Source organism: Caldisericum sp. (assembly GCF_049967455.1).
Classification (GTDB): domain Bacteria; phylum Caldisericota; class Caldisericia; order Caldisericales; family Caldisericaceae; genus Caldisericum; species Caldisericum exile_A.
The window spans coordinates 43,431-65,954 of record NZ_JBMFSR010000003.1 but is presented as its reverse complement, the minus strand read 5'-3'; the positions used below and the strand labels follow the sequence as shown (position 1 = coordinate 65,954).

The 22,524-nt window shown below is 33.3% G+C and carries 19 protein-coding genes; 10 read left to right on the top strand and 9 right to left on the bottom strand.

From position 1 onward, the window contains the following. Positions 1 to 69: 69 nt before the first annotated feature. Positions 70 to 1,293, top strand: coding sequence for a peptidase T (pepT, locus tag ACP5SP_RS02030; protein WP_416084612.1), 1,224 nt, complete (start codon positions 70 to 72; stop codon positions 1,291 to 1,293). 1 nt (position 1,294) lies between these two features. On the opposite strand, the gene ACP5SP_RS02025 is transcribed toward pepT, so the two are convergent. The 8 genes from ACP5SP_RS02025 to deoC all read right to left on the bottom strand — a co-directional run bounded on the left by ACP5SP_RS02025 (position 1,295) and on the right by deoC (position 12,417). Then, a complete protein-coding gene (locus ACP5SP_RS02025; RefSeq protein WP_416084613.1) occupies positions 1,295 to 2,473 on the bottom strand; it encodes a sigma-70 family RNA polymerase sigma factor in 1,179 nt (392 codons plus the stop codon). 4 nt (positions 2,474 to 2,477) lie between these two features. Next, positions 2,478 to 4,199, bottom strand: a complete 1,722-nt coding sequence (dnaG, locus tag ACP5SP_RS02020; protein ID WP_424586709.1) for a DNA primase — start codon at positions 4,197 to 4,199, stop codon at positions 2,478 to 2,480. A 73-nt stretch (positions 4,200 to 4,272) separates the two neighbouring features. Beyond that, positions 4,273 to 5,376 (bottom strand): deoxyguanosinetriphosphate triphosphohydrolase, encoded by a 1,104-nt coding sequence (locus ACP5SP_RS02015; protein WP_416084615.1) that lies wholly within the window; start codon positions 5,374 to 5,376, stop codon positions 4,273 to 4,275. Then, positions 5,373 to 8,033 (bottom strand): pyruvate, phosphate dikinase, encoded by a 2,661-nt coding sequence (ppdK, locus tag ACP5SP_RS02010; protein ID WP_428075951.1) that lies wholly within the window; start codon positions 8,031 to 8,033, stop codon positions 5,373 to 5,375. The genes ACP5SP_RS02015 and ppdK overlap by 4 nt, the downstream gene beginning before the upstream one ends. A gap of 64 nt (positions 8,034 to 8,097) precedes the next feature. Further along, positions 8,098 to 10,179 (bottom strand): glycine--tRNA ligase subunit beta, encoded by a 2,082-nt coding sequence (gene glyS / locus ACP5SP_RS02005; RefSeq protein WP_428075949.1) that lies wholly within the window; start codon positions 10,177 to 10,179, stop codon positions 8,098 to 8,100. Beyond that, positions 10,160 to 11,023, bottom strand: a complete 864-nt coding sequence (locus ACP5SP_RS02000) for a glycine--tRNA ligase subunit alpha (protein ID WP_424586711.1) — start codon at positions 11,021 to 11,023, stop codon at positions 10,160 to 10,162. Before ACP5SP_RS02000 ends, glyS begins: the two co-directional genes overlap by 20 nt. A gap of 3 nt (positions 11,024 to 11,026) precedes the next feature. After that, positions 11,027 to 11,761: a DNA repair protein RecO gene (gene recO / locus ACP5SP_RS01995; protein ID WP_428075947.1), complete on the bottom strand. Its 735-nt coding sequence runs from the start codon at positions 11,759 to 11,761 to the stop codon at positions 11,027 to 11,029. Further along, entirely contained in the window at positions 11,761 to 12,417 is a 657-nt protein-coding gene (gene deoC / locus ACP5SP_RS01990) for a deoxyribose-phosphate aldolase (RefSeq protein ID WP_416084620.1), read from the bottom strand. Before deoC ends, recO begins: the two co-directional genes overlap by 1 nt. A gap of 103 nt (positions 12,418 to 12,520) precedes the next feature. Here deoC and dnaX point away from each other — a divergent pair, with 103 nt between their 5' ends. From dnaX to ACP5SP_RS01955, 7 genes are read left to right on the top strand one after another with little or no spacing between them, the layout of a single operon-like run. Beyond that, entirely contained in the window at positions 12,521 to 14,110 is a 1,590-nt protein-coding gene (gene dnaX / locus ACP5SP_RS01985; RefSeq protein WP_428075945.1) for a DNA polymerase III subunit gamma/tau, read from the top strand. Next, positions 14,107 to 14,430 (top strand): YbaB/EbfC family nucleoid-associated protein, encoded by a 324-nt coding sequence (locus ACP5SP_RS01980; RefSeq protein WP_424586715.1) that lies wholly within the window; start codon positions 14,107 to 14,109, stop codon positions 14,428 to 14,430. The genes dnaX and ACP5SP_RS01980 overlap by 4 nt, the downstream gene beginning before the upstream one ends. Next, on the top strand, positions 14,417 to 15,025 hold the full coding sequence (gene recR, locus ACP5SP_RS01975) for a recombination mediator RecR (RefSeq protein WP_416084623.1): 609 nt from the start codon (positions 14,417 to 14,419) through the stop codon (positions 15,023 to 15,025). The genes ACP5SP_RS01980 and recR overlap by 14 nt, the downstream gene beginning before the upstream one ends. Before the next feature lie 16 nt (positions 15,026 to 15,041). Then, positions 15,042 to 16,322, top strand: coding sequence for a phosphopyruvate hydratase (gene eno / locus ACP5SP_RS01970; RefSeq protein WP_416084624.1), 1,281 nt, complete (start codon positions 15,042 to 15,044; stop codon positions 16,320 to 16,322). A 1-nt stretch (position 16,323) separates the two neighbouring features. After that, positions 16,324 to 17,142 carry a bifunctional DNA-formamidopyrimidine glycosylase/DNA-(apurinic or apyrimidinic site) lyase gene (mutM, locus tag ACP5SP_RS01965; RefSeq protein WP_428075943.1) on the top strand — a complete coding sequence of 273 codons (819 nt, stop codon included), beginning with the start codon at positions 16,324 to 16,326 and terminating at the stop codon, positions 17,140 to 17,142. A gap of 3 nt (positions 17,143 to 17,145) precedes the next feature. Then, entirely contained in the window at positions 17,146 to 17,724 is a 579-nt protein-coding gene (locus tag ACP5SP_RS01960) for a helix-hairpin-helix domain-containing protein (protein WP_424586718.1), read from the top strand. After that, a complete protein-coding gene (locus ACP5SP_RS01955; RefSeq protein WP_428075941.1) occupies positions 17,724 to 19,553 on the top strand; it encodes a ComEC/Rec2 family competence protein in 1,830 nt (609 codons plus the stop codon). Before ACP5SP_RS01960 ends, ACP5SP_RS01955 begins: the two co-directional genes overlap by 1 nt. Here the strand turns inward: ACP5SP_RS01955 and ACP5SP_RS01950 are convergent. Beyond that, positions 19,540 to 19,896, bottom strand: coding sequence for an iron-sulfur cluster assembly scaffold protein (locus ACP5SP_RS01950; RefSeq protein ID WP_416084628.1), 357 nt, complete (start codon positions 19,894 to 19,896; stop codon positions 19,540 to 19,542). The genes ACP5SP_RS01955 and ACP5SP_RS01950 overlap by 14 nt on opposite strands. Positions 19,897 to 20,009: 113 nt before the next feature. On the opposite strand from ACP5SP_RS01950, the gene ACP5SP_RS01945 reads away from it, so the two are divergent. Then, positions 20,010 to 21,176 (top strand): amidohydrolase family protein, encoded by a 1,167-nt coding sequence (locus tag ACP5SP_RS01945; protein ID WP_424586720.1) that lies wholly within the window; start codon positions 20,010 to 20,012, stop codon positions 21,174 to 21,176. Further along, entirely contained in the window at positions 21,169 to 22,278 is a 1,110-nt protein-coding gene (locus ACP5SP_RS01940) for an amidohydrolase (RefSeq protein WP_416084630.1), read from the top strand. The genes ACP5SP_RS01945 and ACP5SP_RS01940 overlap by 8 nt, the downstream gene beginning before the upstream one ends. Positions 22,279 to 22,524 lie beyond the last annotated feature (246 nt).

The following is a 22,524-nucleotide window of genomic DNA, read 5'->3' as shown; positions in this document are numbered from 1 at the left end:
TTAACCTCCAATAAGCATTTTTATTTTCTATATTATATATATTTTGGTATAATTTCTAAGAGGTGAAATATGAATGAATTAATAGAAAGATTTATTAGGTACGTAAAAGTAAATACGCAGTCAAAAGAAGATTCAGAAACATTCCCAAGTACCTCTCAGCAACTTGAACTTGCAAATATCATTAAAGAAGACCTAAATAAACTTGGATTTGATGCAAATGTTAGTGAATTTGGATATGTTTATACATTAATTCCAAAGAACATTGAAACTGATGTTCCAAAAGTAGGATTTCTTGCACACCTTGATACTTCACCCGAGGTATCTGGACAAAATGTTAACCCAAAGATAATTGAAAAATATAATGGAACAGATATTATACTTAATCATGAGAAAGGTATTATTCTTTCAAAAGAAAAATTTCCTATATTAGAAGAGTTTATTGGACATGATCTTATAGTAACAGATGGAACAACTCTCCTTGGTGCAGATGATAAAGCAGGAATTGTTGAAATAATACAGGCAATCAAAGAAATAAAAGAACAAAATCTCCCCCATGGAGATATTTATGTTGTATTTACTCCGGATGAAGAAGTAGGCCGCGGTGTAGATAAAATTGATCTATCTTTTTTTAAACCTGACTTTGCTTATACCGTAGATGGAGAAGGATACGGAGTTTTTGAATACGAAAACTTTAATGCGGCCTTACTAAAATACAAGATTCATGGAATAAACACGCATCCTGGAACCGCAAAAGGAGCAATGAAGAATGCAATCAGGATTTCTCAAGAGTTAATGTTTCTATTTCCATCACTTGAAACGCCAGAAGCAACCGAAGGCTATGAAGGTTTTTATCATTTCTATGAGATCAATGGTGGAGTAGAGGAATTAAATTTAAAAGCGATTATAAGAGATCACAATAAGACAAAATTCCAATTTAGAAAATATTTTGCAGAAAATATTGCTAATTTTCTTAACGACAAATATGGTGAAGGGACTGTTTCAATCGAAATAAAAGATCAATACTACAACATGAAGGAAATTATTGAACAGCATCCAGAAATACTAGATATAGCTAAAAAGGCCTTTGAAAAAGCGGGTCTTGAATTCAAAACTAAGCCAATAAGAGGTGGAACAGACGGAGCAAGACTAACGTATATGGGTATACCCACACCAAACATTTTTTCAGGCGGACATAACTACCACAGCATATATGAGTTTGCTTCAATTCAAGCCATGGAAAAAGCAAAAGAAGTTGTTAAAAACATTATTACTCTAATAGCTAAGGCTTTTTAGTTTAATCCTGAAATTCCTCGTTATCTTCATATCCACTTTCTTCCTCTAAAGTGCCTTCCTCTTTTTCTAATTGTTTCAAATATTGTGCTAATTTACGCTTTGCTTTTGCTTCAACCTGTCGAATCCTTTCTCTTGTTACACCAAAAATTGTCCCTACTTCTTCGAGAGTATGAGGATATTCTCCATCAAGTCCCATTCGGTATTTTAGAATTTCCCTTTCGCGGGGTGTTAGTTTGTTCAATACTTTTTCTATTTGTTCTTTGTAATACTGATTGAGACTTTCACCTTCTGGTGTAAGATGTCTGTTATCCTCAATGAAATTTTCAAGCCTACTTTCCTCTTCATCTCCTACAGGCATTTCAAGTGAAAGAGGTTGTTGAGCAAGTCTTAAATATTTGCTAATCTTTTTTTCTGAGATACCTGTTCTTTCGGCAAGCTCTTTATAAGTTGGTTCTCTACCCAACTCTTGCATCAGTTCCTTGGATGCCTTCTCTATTTTATTAATACTATCAACCATATGCACAGGGACTCTTATAAGTCTTGATTGATCTGCAAGTGCTCTCGTAATTGCCTGTCTAATCCACCAAGTCGCATAAGTTGAAAATCTAAAGCCTTTTCTATAGTCAAATTTCTCTGCAGCTCTTATAAGTCCAAGATTGCCTTCTTGTATTAGGTCGAGAAATGAAAGTCCGTGACCTGTGTATCTTTTTGCAATACTAACAACAAGTCTTAGATTAGCCCTAAGCAGCTTTTCTTTTGCCCACTTTTTTTCTTCTTCAGTTCCATGTGCAATTTTCTTGGCAAGTTCCATTTCCTCTTCTGGAGTGAGGAGATCTACTGAACCAATCGTTGCAAGATAAGACTGTATTGGATTTTTAAGTTCAGTAATTTCAACCTCTTCTACTGCTTTTCTTGTGAGTTTTCCTTTTATTCTTTCGAGTCTCTCTTTATCACCGAACTTAACTTTAAGTTTTTGTAAAAGTATAAACATTTCATCAATTTCATCAGCTGTTAGTGGCATCCTCTCAAGCGCATCTGCAATCTCCTCATAAGAGAGAAATCCAGTTACTCTGCCTCTTTCAATTAGTTTTCTTACTACTTCTTTTTCATCTTTACTTAACTCTTTTAGTTTCTTTAAATAGTTTTTAATTAGCTGTAGTGAAGTGTCTTTTTCTTGCATAATGTCACCTTCCTTTATATTGTTTAATAAGAGCATTAAATTCTCTTATTTTTTGTAGTTTTTCTTCGCCTTCGATGTTTTGGATTTCATTATACAACTCGTTTAGTTTTGATTCATAGATTTTTATGTCTTTATAAGACTCAATATGTTCCCTTATTGATTCTTCCCTTACAAGAAATTCGTCTCTCATGTAAAGTTCAACGGCTTTATTGTACGTTTCCTGATCAAGCTCAAGCCAGCTTGAGGGGTCTGGAAGATTTTTATTTTCTATATCTTCGAGTGCTTTGCCTACAATCTTTCGAAAAGGGTCTCGAAATTCAGTTAAGGGACAAACATTCAAAATTTCATTTATTAGTGGTGAATTCTGTAAAATTGCTTGAGTGAATATCTCTTGAATCCGGTAAATTCTATCCTGCAATTTTGGAGCAAGACTAATTAAATCTTTACTTATAATATTTCTACTTTTCCCAATAATTTTATTATAAGCATCTATTAGGAACCTTTCATCTATTTTACTTTTAATAGATATTTCTTTAATATATTCAAAAACAAGTGTTTTACTTTCAATTTTAGAAATTGTCTCAATTGTCTTTTGAATTGCTATGTTTTTAGATTGAATACTTCCATCAGTTTTTGATAATTCAAAGTCTAGAATAAAGAACACAGGATCTTTTGCATCTTTAAGCATACTTAAAACAGTGTCAGTTCCATCTTTTAAAATAATTTCGTCAGGGTCAAGACTATTATTACTTGTAACAATCAAGGGTTTCAAATCAAACTTATAGCAAACATCGATCGCTCTTTCAGCTCCATTTCTGCCACCAAGATCACTATCAAAAAAGAAATAAATTGTCGATGCAAATCTTTTTATGACTTTTGCATGTTGCTCAGTGAATGCAGTTCCCATCGTTGAAACTACATTTTTTATTCCGTTTTCAAAAAGAATAATCGCATCAAAATATCCTTCAACAATAATTGCTTCATTTTTTTCTCTTATGTAATCTTTTGAAAAATTCATTAGATAAAGAGTCTCGCCTTTTTTGAATAATGGTGAATCAACAGAATTTAAGTATTTAGGTTCTTGATTGGCAAAACTTCGTCCACTAAAACCTATGATTTTACCACTTAAATCAAAGATCGGAATCATGATTCTGTTATAAAAGTAAGAAACTATATTTCCAGAATTATCGACCCTGAAATTTCCCGTTTTTAAAATATCTTCTCTTTTGAAGCCTTTTGAAATAAGATAATCATATATTTCCTTATTGTCATCATCTATAAATCCTAATTGATAAAACCTTATACTTTTATCATCTAGACCACGTTTTAGAAGATACTCATATGGTTTTCCTTTTAATTTTTCAACAAAATAATTTTTAGTCTCTTCATTAATAGAATAAAGGATTTCTCTGTCAAGATTTTCTTTTGGAAAATATGTTGGGATATCAATTTGTGCGATATCAGCAAGTTGTTTGAGTGCGTCTTTAAAAGACATATTTTCAATTTTCATAAGAAATGTAACTACATCGCCACTTGCTCCACATCCAAAACAATGATAAAGTTGCTTTGTCGGACTTACTACGAAAGAGGGGGTCTTCTCCTGATGGAATGGGCATAAACCCACATAATTTGAGCCTTGTTTTTTGAGTTTTACATACTTACCAATAAAATCAACTATATCGACTTTCGAATGTATTTCTTCGATAATTTCTCTTAAGTCTTTCATCAACTATAAATACGAAAATTTGATATCAATTTCCTCTTATGATATAAAATTTTTATGTAATTAGAGAGATAAGTTATGAAATTGGATTAGGAAACATTATATTTTGGACCAATTCTATTGCAAATCTGTCAGTCATTGAAGAAATATAATCCGCAATTATCCTAATCCTCTCTCGCTCATCCTGTTGTAGATAACTTACAGGATCTTTGTGCTTAAGAATAACAGGATGTGAGGTTAGATAATTCTTTAATTTTTCAATATTTTTCATGTAATAATCAAAAAGAAAATTCAATATAATCTTTACTTTTTCTTCCTCCTTCTTTGGTTCAGATCCAACATACACTTTTTCTGAAAGAAAATTTTTCCACTCATCCATAGCAGCTTCAACATCATTTGAAATCACGATCTTCTCTTTACCGCGGCTTTCTTCTATGACATTTAAAATTATAGTTGAAAGTCTTTTGCTATTGTTATCTCCCAAAATTTTTTTGACTAATTTTGGAACATCGCTTTCTTTTATAATTTTTGCTCGTATTGCATCATCAAGATCATGATGAAGATAAGCAATTCTGTCAGAAAGTCTTACAACTTGCCCTTCAAGCGTTGAAGGGAGAAGATCTTCAGAAAAATCTTTCAGATCTTTCAATCCTTTGCTATGTTTTGCAATCCCTTCACGAACTTCATAGGTCAAGTTTAAGCCAAATACTTCAGTGCCATCAGATTTTAAACGTTTCTCAAGTAAATCTACTACTCGTAAGCTCTGCTCAGTATGAACAAACTGCATATCAGGAAAATATTCTTTAACTTTTTCGTTCAGGACTTCTTCGCCTGCATGTCCAAAAGGAGCATGCCCTAGATCATGACCAACTGCAATTGCTTCTGTTAAATCAGGATTCAAACGAAGTGCTCTTGATATTGATCTTGCGATAGCCATTACTTCAAGAGTATGAGTTAATCTATTTCTATAATGATCTCCTTTGGGGGCAATGAAGACTTGTGTTTTATATTGAAGACGGCGAAAGGCCTTTGAATAAATTATTCTGTCTACATCTCTTTGAAAATCAGTTCTATATGGATCTTTCTCTTCAGGGACTGCTCTCCCCAGTGAGTTTTTACTAAGGCAAGCAACTGGAGAGAGCAGTTTTTCTTCTAATTCTTCGTATTCTTCTCTTATCACTTATCTATAAAAACTGATTTTCCTTTTTCTTTAACTGCGACCTGAGCTGCTGCGAGTCTTGCAATAGGAACTCTAAACGGCGAGCAACTTACATAATCAAGTCCTGCATAGTGGAAAAACTCTATTGATTCCGGATCTCCACCATGTTCTCCACAAACTCCAATTTCAAGCGAGGGGTTTGTATGTCGCCCTAAGACAACACCAATTCTTACAAGTTTACCGACACCATCTCTATCGATAGTCATGAAGGGATCTTTCTCTAAAATCTTATGATCAAGATAATATGGCAAGAATGTTCCTTCTGCATCATCTCTACTATATGCAAAGGTAGTTTGTGTCAAATCGTTTGTTCCATAGGAGAAGAAATCTGCATATTGCGCTATCTGATCAGCAGTAAGTGCTGCTCTTGGAACTTCTACCATAGTACCAATTTCAATTTTGACATCCATTCCAGCTTCAGCAAGCTTATCTTTTACAATTTTTTCAACTTTCTCACGCAAAATTTTCATTTCGTTGACATGTCCAATCAGGGGTAACATTATCTTTGGTTTCGGATTAAAGCCTTCTTTTTTCAACTGCACGCAAGCATCTACAATCGCTTGTGTTTGCATTTCATAAATTTCAGGATATATTATTCCCACACGACAGCCTCTGAATCCAATCATAGGGTTAAACTCAGCAAGTTCCTTTGACCTCTTTAATTGACGCTCTTTCTTTTGAAGGAGCTCCGGATTACTATTTGTACTTCTCAATTCTTCGATTTCCTTTTCAAGTCTTTCTTTTTGCGGTAAGAACTCATGAAGAGGTGGGTCGAGTAATCTTATTATTACTGGAAAACCATCCATCTCTTTGAGTATTTCGTAAAAGTCTTTCTTCTGAAGAGGTTCAAGTTTACTTAGATGTTCTCTTCTTTCTTCTGCGGTCTCTGCAATTATCATATCTTGCATTATTGGAAGTCTATCTGGTTGTAAGAACATTCTTTCGGTTCTACAAAGCCCAATACCTTCTGCTCCATAACTTCTTGCTCTCCTTGCTTCATCGGGTGTATTAGCATTGGCTTTTACTCCAAGTTTCCTTAATTCGTCGGCAATTTTTAAAAATTCTTCAAATTCACCGGAAAGTTCAGGTTCAACCATTGGAACCTCGCCTAAAATTACATTTCCTGTAGTTCCATCGATAGTAATGACATCATTCTCTTTTACTGTAACACCATTTACAGTAAAAGTTTTATTTTCTAAATCAAGTTTTATTGATTCAGCTCCTACTATGCACGGAATTCCCATTCCTCTAGCAACTACTGCAGCATGCGCAGTCATTCCACCACGAGTCGTTAAAATACCTTGAGAATGAGCCATTCCTTCAAGATCTTCTGGGGTAGTTTCTGGTCTTACAAGGATTACAGGTTCTCCTGCCTTTCCTCTTGACGCCGCTTCCTTTACATCAAAAACAACTTTCCCAGATGCTGCACCAGGAGATGCTGGCAAGCCTTTTGCAATAACTCTAACTTCAGCTTTTGGATCTATCATCTTGTGTAAAAGCTGGTCAATTTGATCAGTTGATACTCTTAAAACTGCCTCTTCTTTTGTAATAAGGCTTTCTTTTACCATATCAACTGCAATCTTTACAGCTGCACGAGCAGTTCTCTTACCAGAACGTGTTTGAAGCATATATAGTTTTCCTCGTTCAATTGTAAATTCCATATCCTGCATATCTCGATAATGATGTTCAAGAATATCTGCAACTCTCAAGAGTTCTTTGTAGGCTTCAGGCATTTCATTTGCAAGTTCATCAATCTGCTTTGGAGTCCTTATTCCAGCAACAACGTCCTCACCTTGAGCATTTACAAGATACTCGCCATACAATTTTTTCTCGCCAGTGGAAGGATTTCTTGTAAAAGCAACACCAGTTGCTGAGTCATTTCCCATGTTTCCAAAGACCATCATAACTATGTTTACTGCAGTTCCTAAATCATCAGAAATTTTATTGAGCATTCTGTAAGTTATTGCGCGTGGGTTATTCCAAGATTTAAACACTGCTTCAATTGCAAGAAAGAGTTGTTCCATTGGATCTTGAGGAAAATCCTTACCTGTATGTTCTTTGTAGAGTTTTTTGTAGTCTGCAATGACTTCTTTTAAGACTTCTTCAGTAAGTTCTACGTCGCTGTTAAAACCATTTTTATCTTTGTGATAGGTAAGTATTTTCTCGAATTCTTCATGAGGGACACCCATTACTACATCACCAAACATCTGGATAAATCTACGATAACTATCATAAGCAAATCTTCCATTTTGTGTCAATTTTTTTAAGCCTTCAACTGCTTCGTCATTTAAGCCAAGGTTAAGAATTGTATCCATCATTCCTGGCATGGAAACAGGAGCGCCTGATCTAACAGAAACAAGAAGAGGATTCTCTGGGTCACCAAATTTTTTACCAGTTTTTTGTTCTAATCTTTTTAAGTGCTCTAAGGTTTCCTGTTTAATTTCTTCGCTTATGTAGCCCCGTTTTTGATAGTCTTTACATGCCTCTGTGGTAATTGTAAATCCTGGTGGCACCGGTAAACCAATTCGCGTCATTTCAGCAAGTCCAGCGCCTTTGCCACCAAGTAGATTTCTCATTTGTTCACTGCCTTCTTCGAAATCATAAACCCATTTTGCCATAATTACCTCCGTCTTAAAATTTAATTTCACAGTTATATATTTTACCACAAATTAAGTAAAATTACTATTTTTCAATTACAACTTCAGAAAACATAGCAAAACTTTCGAAAAGTTTCAAAACTTTCATAAGTTGTGCAAGCCTGTTATTTCTTATTCTCTCATCTTTTTCCATAACGAGGACTTTATCAAAAAACTTATTTACACTTGGAACATACAGATATAAGAGATGAATTATTGCATCGTAATCTCTCGATTTAAGCATCTCCTTTAAAAGTTTTTCGCTTTCACTTGTAACTGTAAATAACTCTTTCTCAGCATCTTCAAGTAAAAGGTCATAAGACACAAGATCACTCTCAATGTTTGTTTTCTGCAAGATATTTCTTATCCTTTTATGAACGACTACAATTTCTTTAAATTTCTCATCCTTAGAGTACTTCTCCAAAGTTTTTGCTCTGTCCAAGAAAGTCGGCATTAAATCAATTGGAAGTGCTGTAACTGCATTTGCGCTGTCGTAACTTATGTTGTTAGACCTTATCAAATAATTTGCTCTCTCTCGCAAAAGATTCAATACATCCTGAAGAATTTCTTGGATATTTCTTGTAAACGAATCTAGTCCAATTATAAAATTAATTAAATTAGATATTGGAAAGACATTTTCTTCAAGGGTAAAAACTACTTCTACAATTTGAAGTGCACTTCTTCTTAAACCAAGCGGGTCTTTAGAACTCGTAAATTCAAAACCTTTCCCAACGCTCAATACTAACGTATCGAGCTTATCTATGATACTCAAATATTTTCCAAGCCTAGTTTTGGGAACTTCGTCATGAGAAAATCTTGGAAGATATTGCTCTGAAATAGCTAAGGCAACTTCTTCAGGTTCTCCTTGAATCCTTGCGTAAATACCACCCATAGTTCCCTGCAATTCTGGAAACTCTTTTACAACTTGAGTAGTTATATCAGCCTTAGAAAGAAGAGATGCCCTTTTTAAAAGATCTCTACTTTTTGCATCTAATTCAAGAACCTCGCTTAAATATTCTGAAATTTTAACAAGTCGTTGTGTTTTATCAAACAACGTTCCCAAACCACTTATAAAAATAATATCTTTTAGTTTCGGAACTCTGAATTCAAGTTTTTCTTTTTTGTCTTCCTCAAAGAAAAATGCACCATCATAAAGCCTAGCCATTGCAACTTTTTCATAGCCTTTTCTGACATTTTCAATAAAGTCAGAAATACCATTTCTAACTCCTACAAAGAAAGGCAAAACTTTTGTTAGATCTTTGGAATAAATTGGAAATGACTTCAGATGGTCCTTTATAACACTTTCTACGATACAATCTGGAATATCAAATTTACCAAGCTTTAATTCACAGAGGAATGGTGTCGGAAATTCTGTTAAATTTACAACTTCTTCTAAAAATTCGTTTTCATATTTTACTCTTCCTTCAACAGAAGAAGCAAGTTTCTCAAGGTCTTTTTTTACTAAGGTTTCTCTTTCCTTGTAGTCAAGGATGACATAACGTTCTCTAACTTTCTTAAAGTAATCTTGTGTATTTTTACATATAAATTCAAGTGGAGAATCAAAATAGAAACCAAAAGATTTATTTGAAGAGTGAATTCCAGCATATTCTAAATCAATAACCTCGTTATCAAAAAGTGCAAGGATGCTTCGTATAGGCCGTAAAAATACAACATTCGAACTATTCCATCTCATTCCGCGAGGAAAAACTAAATTTTTTAGAGATTCGATTACAATTGCTGGAAGAATTTCTTTTGCATCTCTTCCTTGAACCTTTTTAAAGCCGAAAATGTACTTATTATCCTTTATCTCTTTTATTATTATTTCATCTTCTTTCAAATCATTGCTCTCAAGGAACTTTTTGAAAACCTGAGTTGGAGTTCCTTTTTCATCGTATGCAATTTTGTACGGCGGGCCTTTTATTTCTATTACCCTCTCACTTTCTTTCTCTTCAACGTCCTTAACAAAAAGTACAAGCCTTCGTGGTGTTGAAAATGTTTGAATTTCTCCGTGATTAATGTTAGTATAACTAAAATTTCTTTCTGCCAATTCCTTTAACTGTTTAGAAATATCGTTCAAAAGTTTTGCAGGCATTTCTTCAGTATATATCTCAAAGAGAAAGTCCTTCATATTTTACCTCTCTTTCTAAAACTATTTTCGCTGAAAGCTCTGCAAGATGTCTCATACGCGCAATCATATTTTGTCGTTCGGAAGCACTTATAACTCCCCGCGCATCAAGTAAATTAAAAGCATGCGAACATTTCAAAAGATACATATAGCCAGGTGTTAAAATACCTTTTTCTAATATCCTTGCAGCCTCTTTCTCATACTTTTCAAAAAGTTCAAATAGTAAATTTGGATCGCTTTCATCAAAAGAATAAATACATTCCTCTCTTTCTTCCTGTTTTCTCAAATCTCCATAAGTTGTAGTTTCGTTCCATTGAATTTCAAAAACATTATCTTTATCCTGTAAAAACATTGCGAGTCGCTCAAGACCATAGGTAATTTCAACTGATACTGGATCAAGAGCTACACCTGCTGCAATTTGAAAGTAAGTGAATTGTGTTATTTCAAGGCCATCGAGTCTTACCTCCCAGCCAACTCCTTGAGCGCCAAGAACCGCTGTCTCCCAATTATCTTCTATGAATTTTATTTCATGCTTTGCAAGTTTTAAACCAAGATGCTTTAAACTTTCAAGATAAATATCTTTTATGTTTTCTATTGGTGGCTTTATAATGACTTGAAATTGATGATGCATGTAAAGTCTATTTGGATTCTCTCCATAGCGTCCATCAGCAGGTCGCCTTGATGGCTGAACGTATGCAACTTTCCATGGTTTTTTACCCAAAACTTTTAGAAACGTATAAGGACTCAGGGTTCCAGCTCCGACTTCCTGATCGAAGGGTGGTAAAATTATACATCCTTGCTTTTGCCAGAAATGCTCTAATTTAAAAATTAACTCCTGAAAGTACATATATCACCTCGCATACAAAGTCTTTATATTCTCTATATTCTTTATATTCTCTATATTCTCTAAAAATTTTTTGTAAGCGTCAAGTTCAAACTTTTGAATTATATAGTAATTAAGCAAGTATATTATATCTTTACTTTTGGAAAGTTTTATCAATTCGGGATGATCCATTTTACTTAGATATAATGCTTCTTCATATAACGTTTTATCTACAGGGAAGCCTGAAATTTCATTAAATCCGTTATTTTCAATGGAGAAGTAAATAGCTTTTGGTTGTTTTTTTGGAAAATTGATTGGGCTTCCAAGAAGTCTGAGAAGATGAAACATATAGTAGATTAGCGCTAGTTGCGAATATTCTTGATCAATCAAATTCAAAAATTGAAGGGTTTCTATTGTCAATTCTAAGACTTTTAAGTTTTCCTCTTCATAAGGAAGTAAAAGAATTAGAAGCTCTTGCAGATACAAAAGGATAAGCATCTTAGGAAATTCCTCTTTTGTATTTCTAAAATCGTTTAACATCTCAATTTCTGTTGCAATATATGTATTTCCCTTTTTGTATAACTGCAATTTTTCGTATACAAATGAACCAGTATACCCAGAACGTTTTGATGCTGAGCTTCTTACTGAGCGAAATTTTACAATGATCTTACCAAGCCTATCAGTAAGTATTACAACATACCTATCGGAATCTTTAGAAGGAAATGCAGTGATTGTAAGTCCGTAAACGTTTATGTAACCCATTAAGAGACTATTTCAACACTCTTGCTTGCACCTATTCTTGTTGCACCAGCCTTAACCATTTTTACCGCTGTTTCGTAATCTCTAATACCCCCCGATGCTTTAACCCCAATATAACTTGGAACTACAGACCTTATAAGTTGTATATCCTCAACAGTTGCTCCAGCTGTGCTAAATCCTGTTGAGGTTTTTACAAAATTCGCACCTGCAGATACAGAAAGTGTTGAAGCAATAATTTTCTCTTCCTGAGTAAGAAGACATGTTTCAATTATTACTTTTACAATCCTATTAGAGGCCGCCTTGACTACTTCTCGTATATCATTTTCAACTTTTGCATATTCTTTTGCTTTTAAAAGACCAATGTGAATTACCATATCTATTTCATCTGCGCCATCTTTTATTGCTTTTTCAGTTTCTGCTACCTTTGCGTATGTTGAAGAAGCACCAAGAGGAAACCCGACTACTGAAGCAATCTTTATACTACTCCCACTTAAAAAACTCTTTACTAATTCTACATACGAAGAATTAACGCAAACTGCAAAGAAGTTGTTTTCAATTGCTTCCTTGCATAACTTTTCAATATCCTTTGGAGTTGCATCAGGTTTCAAAAGCGTGTGGTCAATAATACTGCGTAAATAATCTTTTGAAATTTCTTCCATATTTATCACCTCTTCCATATTTTATAAATTTGTTACTTTTAATCAAGGATAATTTAGTGATAATTTAGTTTGAAAACCGTAATTTTAATGTTATAATGTTAATATGGATTACATTGCGCTTTATAGGAAATATAGACCTCAGACATTTGATGAAGTAGTAGAACAGAATTCTGTTGTAAAAGTTCTAAAAGCTGAATTAAAGCAAAAGAAAATATCGCATGCCTATCTCTTTGCAGGGCCGAAAGGCTCTGGTAAGACTACTATTGCAAGGATTTTTGCAAAGGGACTCAATTGCGTGAATGGTCCAACTGACACACCGTGTCTTAAATGTGATAACTGTGTTTCAATTGCAAACGGAACAAGCCTTGATGTCATTGAAATAGATGCTGCTTCAAATAGAGGAATTGACGAGATTAGAAGTCTTAAAGAACACGTACAGTATGTTCCGGTAAGCTCAAAATACAAAGTGTATATAATCGACGAAGCACATATGCTTACTCCGCAAGCATTTAATGCTCTATTAAAAACACTCGAAGAACCTCCACAAAATGTAGTATTCATCCTTGCAACAACCGAAGCTGATAAAATCCCTCCAACAATTATCTCAAGATGTGAAAGGTTATATTTTAAACCTATAAGTATTCAAGGTTTAAGTAATAAAATAAAGGAAATAACAAAATTAGAAGGAGCACAAATAAGTGATGCGGCAGCAGAGCTAATTGCAAGAGTTTCATCCGGATCTTTAAGAAATGCTCTGAGTTTACTTGAACAAGTAATAACAGTTTCTGATCTAATTGATGAAAGCACTGTAAGGAATCTTCTTGACATACCTGATGAGAAATTTATTCTCAACTTTTCAAGCGCGCTAATTCAGGGTAAAGTTGATTCAATTTTTGAAGGAATTCGCCAAATTGAAGTAAACGGAAAAGACCCCAAAACATTCATAAATGAGCTAAGCGAGTTTTTTGAAGATTTACTGATTATGAAGCTAGGAAATAGCGAAAGTATCGAATATAAAAGAGATGCAGCTATTGTCTCTGAAATGAAAGAACTACTAAAATTTACATCTTTGAAAAAACTTATTGAAATTTCGAAAATCCTCTTAGATATTTCTAACAAAGTAAAATTTTATAAGGATGTTTACTTTGCAATGCTCGTTGACTTCCTTGATAATTTAGGAATTTTGGAAGAAACTTTAGAAATAAAGCAAAAAATAGAATCAAAAGCTGTAATAGAATCTACTGTTGAAGAAAATATTAGTGAGAATTTGTTAGTTCAAAAAAAGGAATTAGTTAAAGAAGAACCGACCATAATAGAGCAGAATCTCGATATTGAACGAATAAAATTACTGTGGGAAACAATCATTAATGAGGTAAAACAAAGAAATATTCCTGCTGGAACTTTGCTATCAAAAGCAACTCCCGTTTCAGTAAAAGACGGAATAATAGAAATACTGCCTGATAAACCATTTGCTTTGAATGTTCTAAAGACAAGGGAAAACATTGAAATTTTAGAAGAGATTCTAAAGAAAATTACTGGTAAGACTTTTAAAGTAACTTACCTTGAGCCAAAAATAGAACCAAAAATAACAAAAGAGGAAAAAATTAAAGAAATTGAGAACAAAAAAGAAATAAAAGAAATATTAGAACTTTTTGAAGGGACAATAGTAGATATTAAGGAGGACAAAAAATGAGAAATTTTAATGAAATTTTAAGACAAGCACAAGAACTACAGAAAAAACTTGAACAAATAAATGCAGAACTTGAACAAATGGAAATTGAAGCAACTGCACAGAATATGGTTAAAGCTAAAGTTAATGGAAAGTTAGAGGTTATTTCTATTGAAATTTTACAAGAAAACTTCACAGATTTAGATAAAGAAATGCTCGAAGACCTCATAGTAGTTGCTATAAAAGATGCACAGAACAAAGCAAAATTAATTGCGCAGGAGAAGTTTGCTTCTTTAGGTGCATTGGGGGGGTTGTTACCTAATTTTCCAAATGGAATCAACTAATAGTAAACTAAAATCTCTGATTGAAGAAATTGAAAAATTGCCTTCTATCGGACCTAAAACAGCCGAAAGAATAGCCCTTTATCTATTATCTCAAGACGAACAGGAAATAAAAAAGTTTATAGAAACCATAAACGATGCAAGAGCCAACTTGCATTTGTGTCCCATCTGTTTTAACCTTACAGACAAGGAAATTTGCGAGATATGTAGTGATGAATCGAGGGAAAAGTCTGTAATTTGCGTCGTCGAGGAAGTAAGTGATTTGCTTGCAATTGAAAAAACTGGCTCTTATAAGGGAGTTTATCATGTACTTCATGGAGATATTGATCCAATAAACCATAGAGGTCCCGAACAAATAAAGTTAAAAGAACTGCTTGATAGAATAAAAAGTACAGAAATTAAAGAAATTATTCTTGCGACAAATCCTGATTTCAGTGGTGATATGACTGCAACATATATTGCAAAACTTATCAATTCTATTAAAATGAATATTAGAATTACTCGGATTGCAGTTGGTTTACCGAAAGAAGCAGAAATAGGACTTGCAGATACTTTAACACTTTCAATGGCAATTAAAGAAAGAAAGGAATACAAATAAAGTTTAGGAGGTTCAAATGAGTGAAATTGTTTTTGTGAAAGCAAGAGAAATTTTAGACTCAAGAGGAAACCCTACAGTTGAAACTGAAATCGTGCTTGAAAGTGGCGCTGTAGGAGTTGCAGCAGTACCATCTGGAAAATCAACAGGAAAATTTGAAGCAATTGAACTAAGAGATGGTGATAAGTCAAGGTTCAACGGCAAAGGTGTTCTGAATGCAGTAAAAAATGTGAATGAAATTATAGCCGAAAACATAATTGGTATGGAAGCATCAGATCAGTATCTTATCGATAAAACCATGATCGAGTTAGATGGTACACCAAATAAAGGCAAACTTGGAGCTAATGCAATCTTAAGCGTATCTCTTGCAGTTGCAAGAGCACAGGCAAATGAACTTGGTGTATCATTGTACCAATATTTAGGTGGAATAAATGCGAATCTTCTGCCCGTCCCACAATTGAACATTTTAAACGGTGGAGCTCATGCAGATTCTGGGCTTGATATACAGGAATTTCTTATTTTACCTGCCAATTTTACTTCATTTAAAGAAGCGATAAGAGCAGGTGCAGAAGTTTATAGAAGCCTCGAAAAAATTCTTAAAGAGAAAGGCTACTCTGTTGGAATTGGAGATGAAGGTGGTTTTGCCCCTAAGGTTAAAAATACAGAGGAAGCATTGAGCTTAATAGTTGAAGCAATAACTAATGCAAACTACATAGCAGGAAAAGATATTTTTCTTGGTATTGATGCGGCTTCTTCCGAATTCTTCAAAGATGGATATTATCACTTTGAAGGTGCAAAATTAACCTCAAAAGAAATGGTAGATTTTTACGAAAGTCTTTTGAGCAAATTTCCAATAATTTCTATTGAAGATGGACTTGCCGAAGAAGACTGGGAAGGCTGGGTAGAGCTTACAAATAGGCTTGGTAAAAAGATACAGATTATAGGTGACGACTTGTATGTTACAAATATAGAAAGATTTTCCAAAGGCGTTGAAATAAGTGCTAGTAATTCTATTCTTATTAAATTAAATCAAATTGGAACCCTTTCTGAGACGTTAAAAGTTATCCAGTTTGCAAAATTCAACGGATTTAATGCAATTGTATCTCATAGGTCAGGGGAGACGTCTGATGCTTTTATCTCACATCTTGTTGTGGGTATGAATACTGGACAGATTAAAAGTGGTGCACCCGCAAGAATAGAAAGAGTAGAAAAGTATAACGAACTAATTAGAATCGAGGAAGAATTAGGTGAAGCTGCTCAATTTGCAGGATTAGGAGTTTTCAAGAAATTCCTAAAGTAATATGCCAGAAATTATAGAAGTAAATTTTTTAAAAGATGAAATTGCCTCTGCTTTTCTCGGAAAGAGAGTGGTAGAGGCAATTTTAAGAAATGAAAAGATTGCAAATATAAAGAAAAAAGAGTTTGAGAAAGAGCTAACCGGAGAATTACTTGAGGATGTAAAAAGACATGGAAAAATTTTAATTCTAAAATTTTCAAACGATAAGTATCTGCTTATTCATTTTCTTCTCACAGGCTATATGCGATTAATAGAAGAATCTGAAAAAGAGAAAACTCAGGCATATCTAAAGTTTGATGATGAAAGATCTCTCGGAATTTTCGGCATTATGTCAAATGGCTTTATTCATTTTCACAAAGGAAAGAGAATAGAGGATTTAGAAGAGTTAAAAGAACTTGGAATAGACGTACTTGATGAAAAATTTACAGTAGAAAAATTCAAAGAAATAGTGGAAGAAAATAAAAACAAAACCATAAAAGATATTCTTCTTGACCAAAGTATTATTGCAGGTCTTGGAAATGCTTACTCGGACGAAATCCTTTTTGAATCAAAAATACACCCTAAAAGAAAGGCAAAAGATTTATCCTTCGCCGAAGTAGAAATTATCTATAAAAATATTTTTAAAATTTTAGAAAAGTCAAAGAAGTTTGGTGGTGCAAGCGAATTGTCGTTCGTCCATCTTGATGGAACAAAAGGAGTTTTCCATAAACACTTTTCTGTCCACAAGAAAGAAGGAGAAAAGTGTCCAGTTTGTGGTACTCAAATAGAAACAATAAAAATTGGCGGAAGAACATCTTACTTCTGTCCAAAATGTCAGAGGTAAATTATGGATTCAATTGACAACAAGAAATTAATTGTCATTTTAATTTTGCTCGTGTTTATTGCTCTTGGAATAGGTATGTATATAGGAAAAACATACTTGGTAAGCAATAAAGAACAAACTCAAACTTTAGATATCCAAAACACTCAAGAACTTTCTCCACAAAAGATAAAAGTTTATGTTACAGGCGAAGTTAAACATCCGGATGTATATGAACTCGAAGAAAATTCAATTATAAAAGATGCTATTACTCTTGCAGGTGGAGTAACTGAAAATGCAGACCTAATATCTATTAATCTTGCAAAGAAACTTACAGATGGTGAAGAAGTAATAGTTCCAGCAAAAGAAAACTCAACAAGTAATTCAACTGTTTCGGCGTCAAATGCTAAAACTGGCAAAATAAATATAAACAGTGCAACAAAGGAAGAATTGATGACATTGCCAGGAATTGGGGAAGTAAAAGCCAATGCCATAATAGATTACAGAACAAAGAATGGTCCATTCAAAAGCATACATGATATTGTGAACGTTTCAGGAATTGGAGAGAAGACCTTCGAGAAAATTAAAGATCTAATTACCGTATAATGCTCTCCTTTCTTGTCCTGTTAACAACTCTCTTAGGTTTAGGCATATCCATAACTTTTGAGATCAAAAATTATTTTATTGCTTTTGTTCTAATTTTAAGTTTCTTTTTAGTCCTAATTATTTCGAAGAAAAATTTTCGTTTAGGTCTAATTTTTATCTTTCTATTAACAATTATAAATGGTGCATTTACTTTTAAAAAAGTTTTTAACACAATAAACTACGTTCCAGTTGCAAATACAAATGTAGAAATTAGCGGATCTGTAAAAGACTTTTATGAAATTAGTGGAGAAAACTACATTTACTATTTAAATGTATCTTCTATCAATGGCCACAGGAGTGACATTGTAATTAAAGTCTACTCCAAAGAAATTCCTCCTCCGAAAAATTCGATAATACAAATTAATGGAAAAATAACTAAAAGTGATACAAAATTGATCTATTATCAAAATACGTTAACATTTTATCCCAATAGGATAAAAATATTTAGAAAATCAAAATTTTATACTTTTTTGACAAATTTGCGAACGAAAGTTATCAATAATATTAGGACTACTCTAAAAAGCGAGCAAGGCAATTTGCTTATTTCAACGCTTGTTGGAATTAATACATTGGAGAATGAGACGAAGGAAAGTTTTGAATTAACTGGTACAGCTCATATATTTGCAATTTCAGGACTTCACATAGGGGTAATTTATTTGTTTTTCATGTCAATTTTCAAACTTCTAAATCCTTTTGCGCCAATCATTTCAATACTTTTTACTTTTTTATTTATAGTTTTCATTGGACTCAAATTTTCTGCAATAAGAGCTTTTTTAATGCTTACAATTATGGCTTTAGGAAACTATCTTGGCAGAGGAAAAAATCTTCTGAACTCACTTCTTGTAGCAATGGCATTCATCCTGGCTGTTTTTCCAGAATCAATTATATCTATAAGTTTCTATTTATCTTGCCTTGCTATACTTGGCATTATTACAGCTTTAAATTTCGATTTTAAGCAAAAAATTCTCAACTTATTAAACACTTCTTTCTTTGTAAATCTATATGAAGCTCCATTAGTCTTGTTTTTCTTTAATACTATACCAATCATTTCCATTCCACTAAATCTTTTTGTAATCCCATACATAAGTTTTCTTCTTCCGATAGGTTTAATGTATACTTTAGTCTCTCTTGCCTCGCTAAAAGTAGCTTCAATTTTATCTCCATTTATTAATGCTTTGTATGGCTTTTTAATTTTTGTTGTTGATGTCACTTCTAAACTACGAGTTTCTTCAATTTTTGGAACTCTGAATTCTAAGCAATTCTTTTTTCTAGAATCGTTTATATTGTTTGCAACATTTTTCTTTTTTAGCAAAGCTCATGCTCGAAAGAAGGGATTAGTTGTATTAACCCTTTTATTTTTGTTAATTTTCTTTGTAACTCTTAATGCACATACAACTGATTTCATAATTGAAAATTTCCAAAACTCCCAATTAATTCTTTTAAAAGATCAAGGAAGAAATCTTCTAATTATTAAAAATTCAGAAACATATTCACCAAATACTCTTTATAGTTTTGTCAAAAGGAGCGGTATTAACTACATAGATGCAATTTTTCTTCTTAAAAATCCGACGATTAAAGAAGGAGCTCAAATTAACGAGCTTCAAGAAAAGAAGATCTTAATAAAAAAATTCTATGCTAACCAATCAGTAAATAAAGAGTATCTTATCCTGAACTTTCAAAATTGCGAAATACTTCCACAAGATTTCAATTTAGTAACTGGTAATGTAAGTGTAGTGCTTAAAAATCAAGAATTAAAAATCTTTCTTGCTGGTAAATCTATTTATCCTTAACTTTACTTAAAGCATCGTTAAAAGCATTAACAACAAGTTCTATACACTTCACTTTGTCTTCCGGAATATCAAAGAACATTAAGAAATAGTTTGTGTTAAGACGATTAATTTCTTCAATTTTGTTTCCTTTAAAATTTTCAGACAGAATTGATGCGCTTGCTATTGCAAAAGGACAACCATCAACCTGATATTTAAAATCCTTTATTAATCCATTTTCGATAAGCAAATAAATTACAGCCTTACCGCCACCCTGAGTTTCCGAGTAACCTATCGCAGTTGCGTTTTTAATTGTGCCAACATTCCTTGGCTTCATAAAATGTTCAATTACTATTTTGGGATACAATTTTACCTCCTAAAACTAACTTATAATTTAATAATTTTATCATTTTATTTTAATATAGAAAACTTTTTAAAATCATTATTATGGAGTAAAATAGCAAAGGAAGGAGGCGAAAAATGCTTTTAATTAAAAATGCTAAAGTTTACACTGTCACACAGGGTGTTCTTGAGAACGGAAACATCCTAATTGAAGGTAATAGAATTAAAAGAGTTAGTTCTGAAAAAATTGATGTGGACGAAACAAACACAAAAGTTTTAGACGCACAAGGGAAATTGATTTTTCCTTCGTTTATTGATGCTCACACTCACCTCGGCACATTTTCTCTTGAAGGAACAGAGATGGATGAAGATGGTAATGAAATGACTAATCCTGCAACTCCTGGACTTAGAGCTATCGATTCTATTAACCCATATGATCCTGCGTTTCAGGAGGCCTTTGAAACAGGTTTCGAAATTGTATTTACTGGAGCAGGTTCAGGAAATGTAATTGGTGGCTTGAGTGTAGTTATGAAAACCTATGGTAAGATTGTTGATGAAATGGTAATTAGAAACCCTGCTGGTCTTAAATGCGCTTTTGGCGAGAATCCAAAAAGAGTTTACTCTTCTAAAAATCAACTACCTACAACACGAATGGGAACTGCTAAAGTATTTCGAGAAACACTTTTCAAGGGCAAAAGTTATTACGAAAAGAAAAAGAGAGGTGAGAAAGTTGACTTTGATTTAAACATGGAAAGCCTTTATCTCGTCTTTGATCATCAAATACCGCTTAGAATCCACTCTCATAGAGCAGATGATATTGTTACAGCAGTAAGAATAGCAAAGCATGAATTTGGTCTTGATGTTGTAATTGAACACGGAACAGATTCTGCAAAAATTAGAGATTTCCTTGCTAAGGAAAATATCCCTGTAATCTTAGGACCTATCCTTGATGTTTCTCCGAAGGTTGAAACTAAACCAAACTCCTTTGAAAATCCTAAAAAACTGGTTGATGCAGGAGTAAAAGTCGCTCTTATGACTGATCATCCAGTTGTTTCTATTGGTTTTGCGCTAATTCAGGCAGGACTCGTTGCATACGAGGGTGGGCTAGGATTTGATGAAACGCTTCGACTTATTACAATAAATCCAGCACAAATTTTAAAGATTGATAACGATTATGGAAGCATCGAAGAAGGAAAAATCGCAAATCTTGTTATGTTTGATAAAAATCCCTTTTCAGTAACTTCTAAGGCGAATACAGTTATTTTGGAAGGAAATGTGATAATTGAAGGAGGAAAATATGTATAAACTCTATGCAAAGAAGCTTTTCACTGGTGAAGAAATTTTAGAGGATAGAGTAATTCTTTTTGACGAAAATAAAATTTATCACATTGGAGATGACATAAACGAATCTGCCAAAGAAACCTATACTGCAAATTTTGTAATGCCCCCAATTATAGACCTTGGCTCAGGAATTGGGCTAAAAGAAGAATCCCTTGGCAAAATAGAAGGCGATGATTTGGATGAGGCAACCAATCCTGTTACACCAGAATTATTAACTCTTGATGGTATAAATCCATACGATGAAGCATTTGAGAAGGCGATTAGAGGTGGAACGCTTATAAGCTTGGTACTTCCAGGAAATGCAAATCCAATAGGTGGTCGTGGAGCTCTTATTTACAACAAGGGTAAGCATGTTCTTGATATGCTAATTCAGAATCCTTTGGGAGTTAAATTTTCAATTAATTCTGAACCAAAATCTATTTACGGATCCAAAAACAAAACTCCATCAACAAGAATGGGTATTGCATATGTTATAAGAGATACACTTTATAAAGCAATTGAATACAAGAATGAACACAAAGAACTTAATCTTGCATATGAAGCTTTACAAGATTTAATTTCTCAAAATGATCTTGCAATATTCGCAAGTTTTAGAGCAGATGATATTGCGACATCCCTGAGAATTGCTAAGGAGTTTAATTTGAAATCGGCAATCCTTTATGGTATTCAATCAAATTTAGTTAAAAATTTAATTAAGGAAAATAATGTTCCTGTCATTTATGGACCGGTAATGTTCCCACGTTGGTCAATTGAACTCAAAGGACTTTCTCCAAATGTACCTATTGAACTAATCAATGAAGGCATCTTAACTGCACTTACGACGGGACATCCCATGTTCCCGAGCAAGTATCTCAGGTTAAATGCAGGGCTTCTTGTAAAAGAAGGACTTAACGAAGTCGATGCCTTAAAAACTATAACTCTTAATCCTGCAAAAATCATTGGAAAAGAAAACCTCGGGACACTTAGGGCTGAAGGAATTCCAAATATTGTTGCTTTTGATAACAGTCCATACGATACTAACGCAATAACAACTCATATTTTCTTAAAAGGCGTTAGAATAATATAAAAATCCAATTTCCATCCTAGCGGGGCTTTTAATTGCCCCGCTTTTTACATTTGAAAAATAAGTTTTATTAATTGTTAATTGAAAAAACTATACAACATTTTAGGATTAGCCTCTAATTTCTTCCAAGGCATAAAATACATTTATTTTTCAAGGAGTCCCTTATTATATATTAAGCAATAGATACCTATTGCTTAAATATAAAAAACAGATGCAAAAAACATATTTAAAAATGTATTACTGCAAAAA

Bases quoted from the DNA above. Each gene is read 5' to 3' on its own strand.
- ACP5SP_RS01980 (WP_424586715.1), top strand. From the start codon at position 14,107: ATGAGAAATTTTAATGAAATTTTAAGACAAGCACAAGAACTACAGAAA.
- ACP5SP_RS01940 (WP_416084630.1), top strand. From the start codon at position 21,169: ATGTATAAACTCTATGCAAAGAAGCTTTTCACTGGTGAAGAAATTTTA.
- ACP5SP_RS02025 (WP_416084613.1), bottom strand. From the start codon at position 2,473: ATGCAAGAAAAAGACACTTCACTACAGCTAATTAAAAACTATTTAAAG.
- ACP5SP_RS01955 (WP_428075941.1), top strand. From the start codon at position 17,724: ATGCTCTCCTTTCTTGTCCTGTTAACAACTCTCTTAGGTTTAGGCATA.
- ppdK (WP_428075951.1), bottom strand. From the start codon at position 8,033: ATGGCAAAATGGGTTTATGATTTCGAAGAAGGCAGTGAACAAATGAGA.
- glyS (WP_428075949.1), bottom strand. From the start codon at position 10,179: ATGAAGGACTTTCTCTTTGAGATATATACTGAAGAAATGCCTGCAAAA.
- pepT (WP_416084612.1), top strand. From the start codon at position 70: ATGAATGAATTAATAGAAAGATTTATTAGGTACGTAAAAGTAAATACG.
- ACP5SP_RS01960 (WP_424586718.1), top strand. From the start codon at position 17,146: ATGGATTCAATTGACAACAAGAAATTAATTGTCATTTTAATTTTGCTC.
- recR (WP_416084623.1), top strand. From the start codon at position 14,417: ATGGAATCAACTAATAGTAAACTAAAATCTCTGATTGAAGAAATTGAA.
- deoC (WP_416084620.1), bottom strand. From the start codon at position 12,417: ATGGAAGAAATTTCAAAAGATTATTTACGCAGTATTATTGACCACACG.
- eno (WP_416084624.1), top strand. From the start codon at position 15,042: ATGAGTGAAATTGTTTTTGTGAAAGCAAGAGAAATTTTAGACTCAAGA.
- mutM (WP_428075943.1), top strand. From the start codon at position 16,324: ATGCCAGAAATTATAGAAGTAAATTTTTTAAAAGATGAAATTGCCTCT.
- dnaG (WP_424586709.1), bottom strand. From the start codon at position 4,199: ATGAAAGACTTAAGAGAAATTATCGAAGAAATACATTCGAAAGTCGAT.
- ACP5SP_RS01945 (WP_424586720.1), top strand. From the start codon at position 20,010: ATGCTTTTAATTAAAAATGCTAAAGTTTACACTGTCACACAGGGTGTT.
- recO (WP_428075947.1), bottom strand. From the start codon at position 11,761: ATGGGTTACATAAACGTTTACGGACTTACAATCACTGCATTTCCTTCT.
- ACP5SP_RS02000 (WP_424586711.1), bottom strand. From the start codon at position 11,023: ATGTACTTTCAGGAGTTAATTTTTAAATTAGAGCATTTCTGGCAAAAG.
- dnaX (WP_428075945.1), top strand. From the start codon at position 12,521: ATGGATTACATTGCGCTTTATAGGAAATATAGACCTCAGACATTTGAT.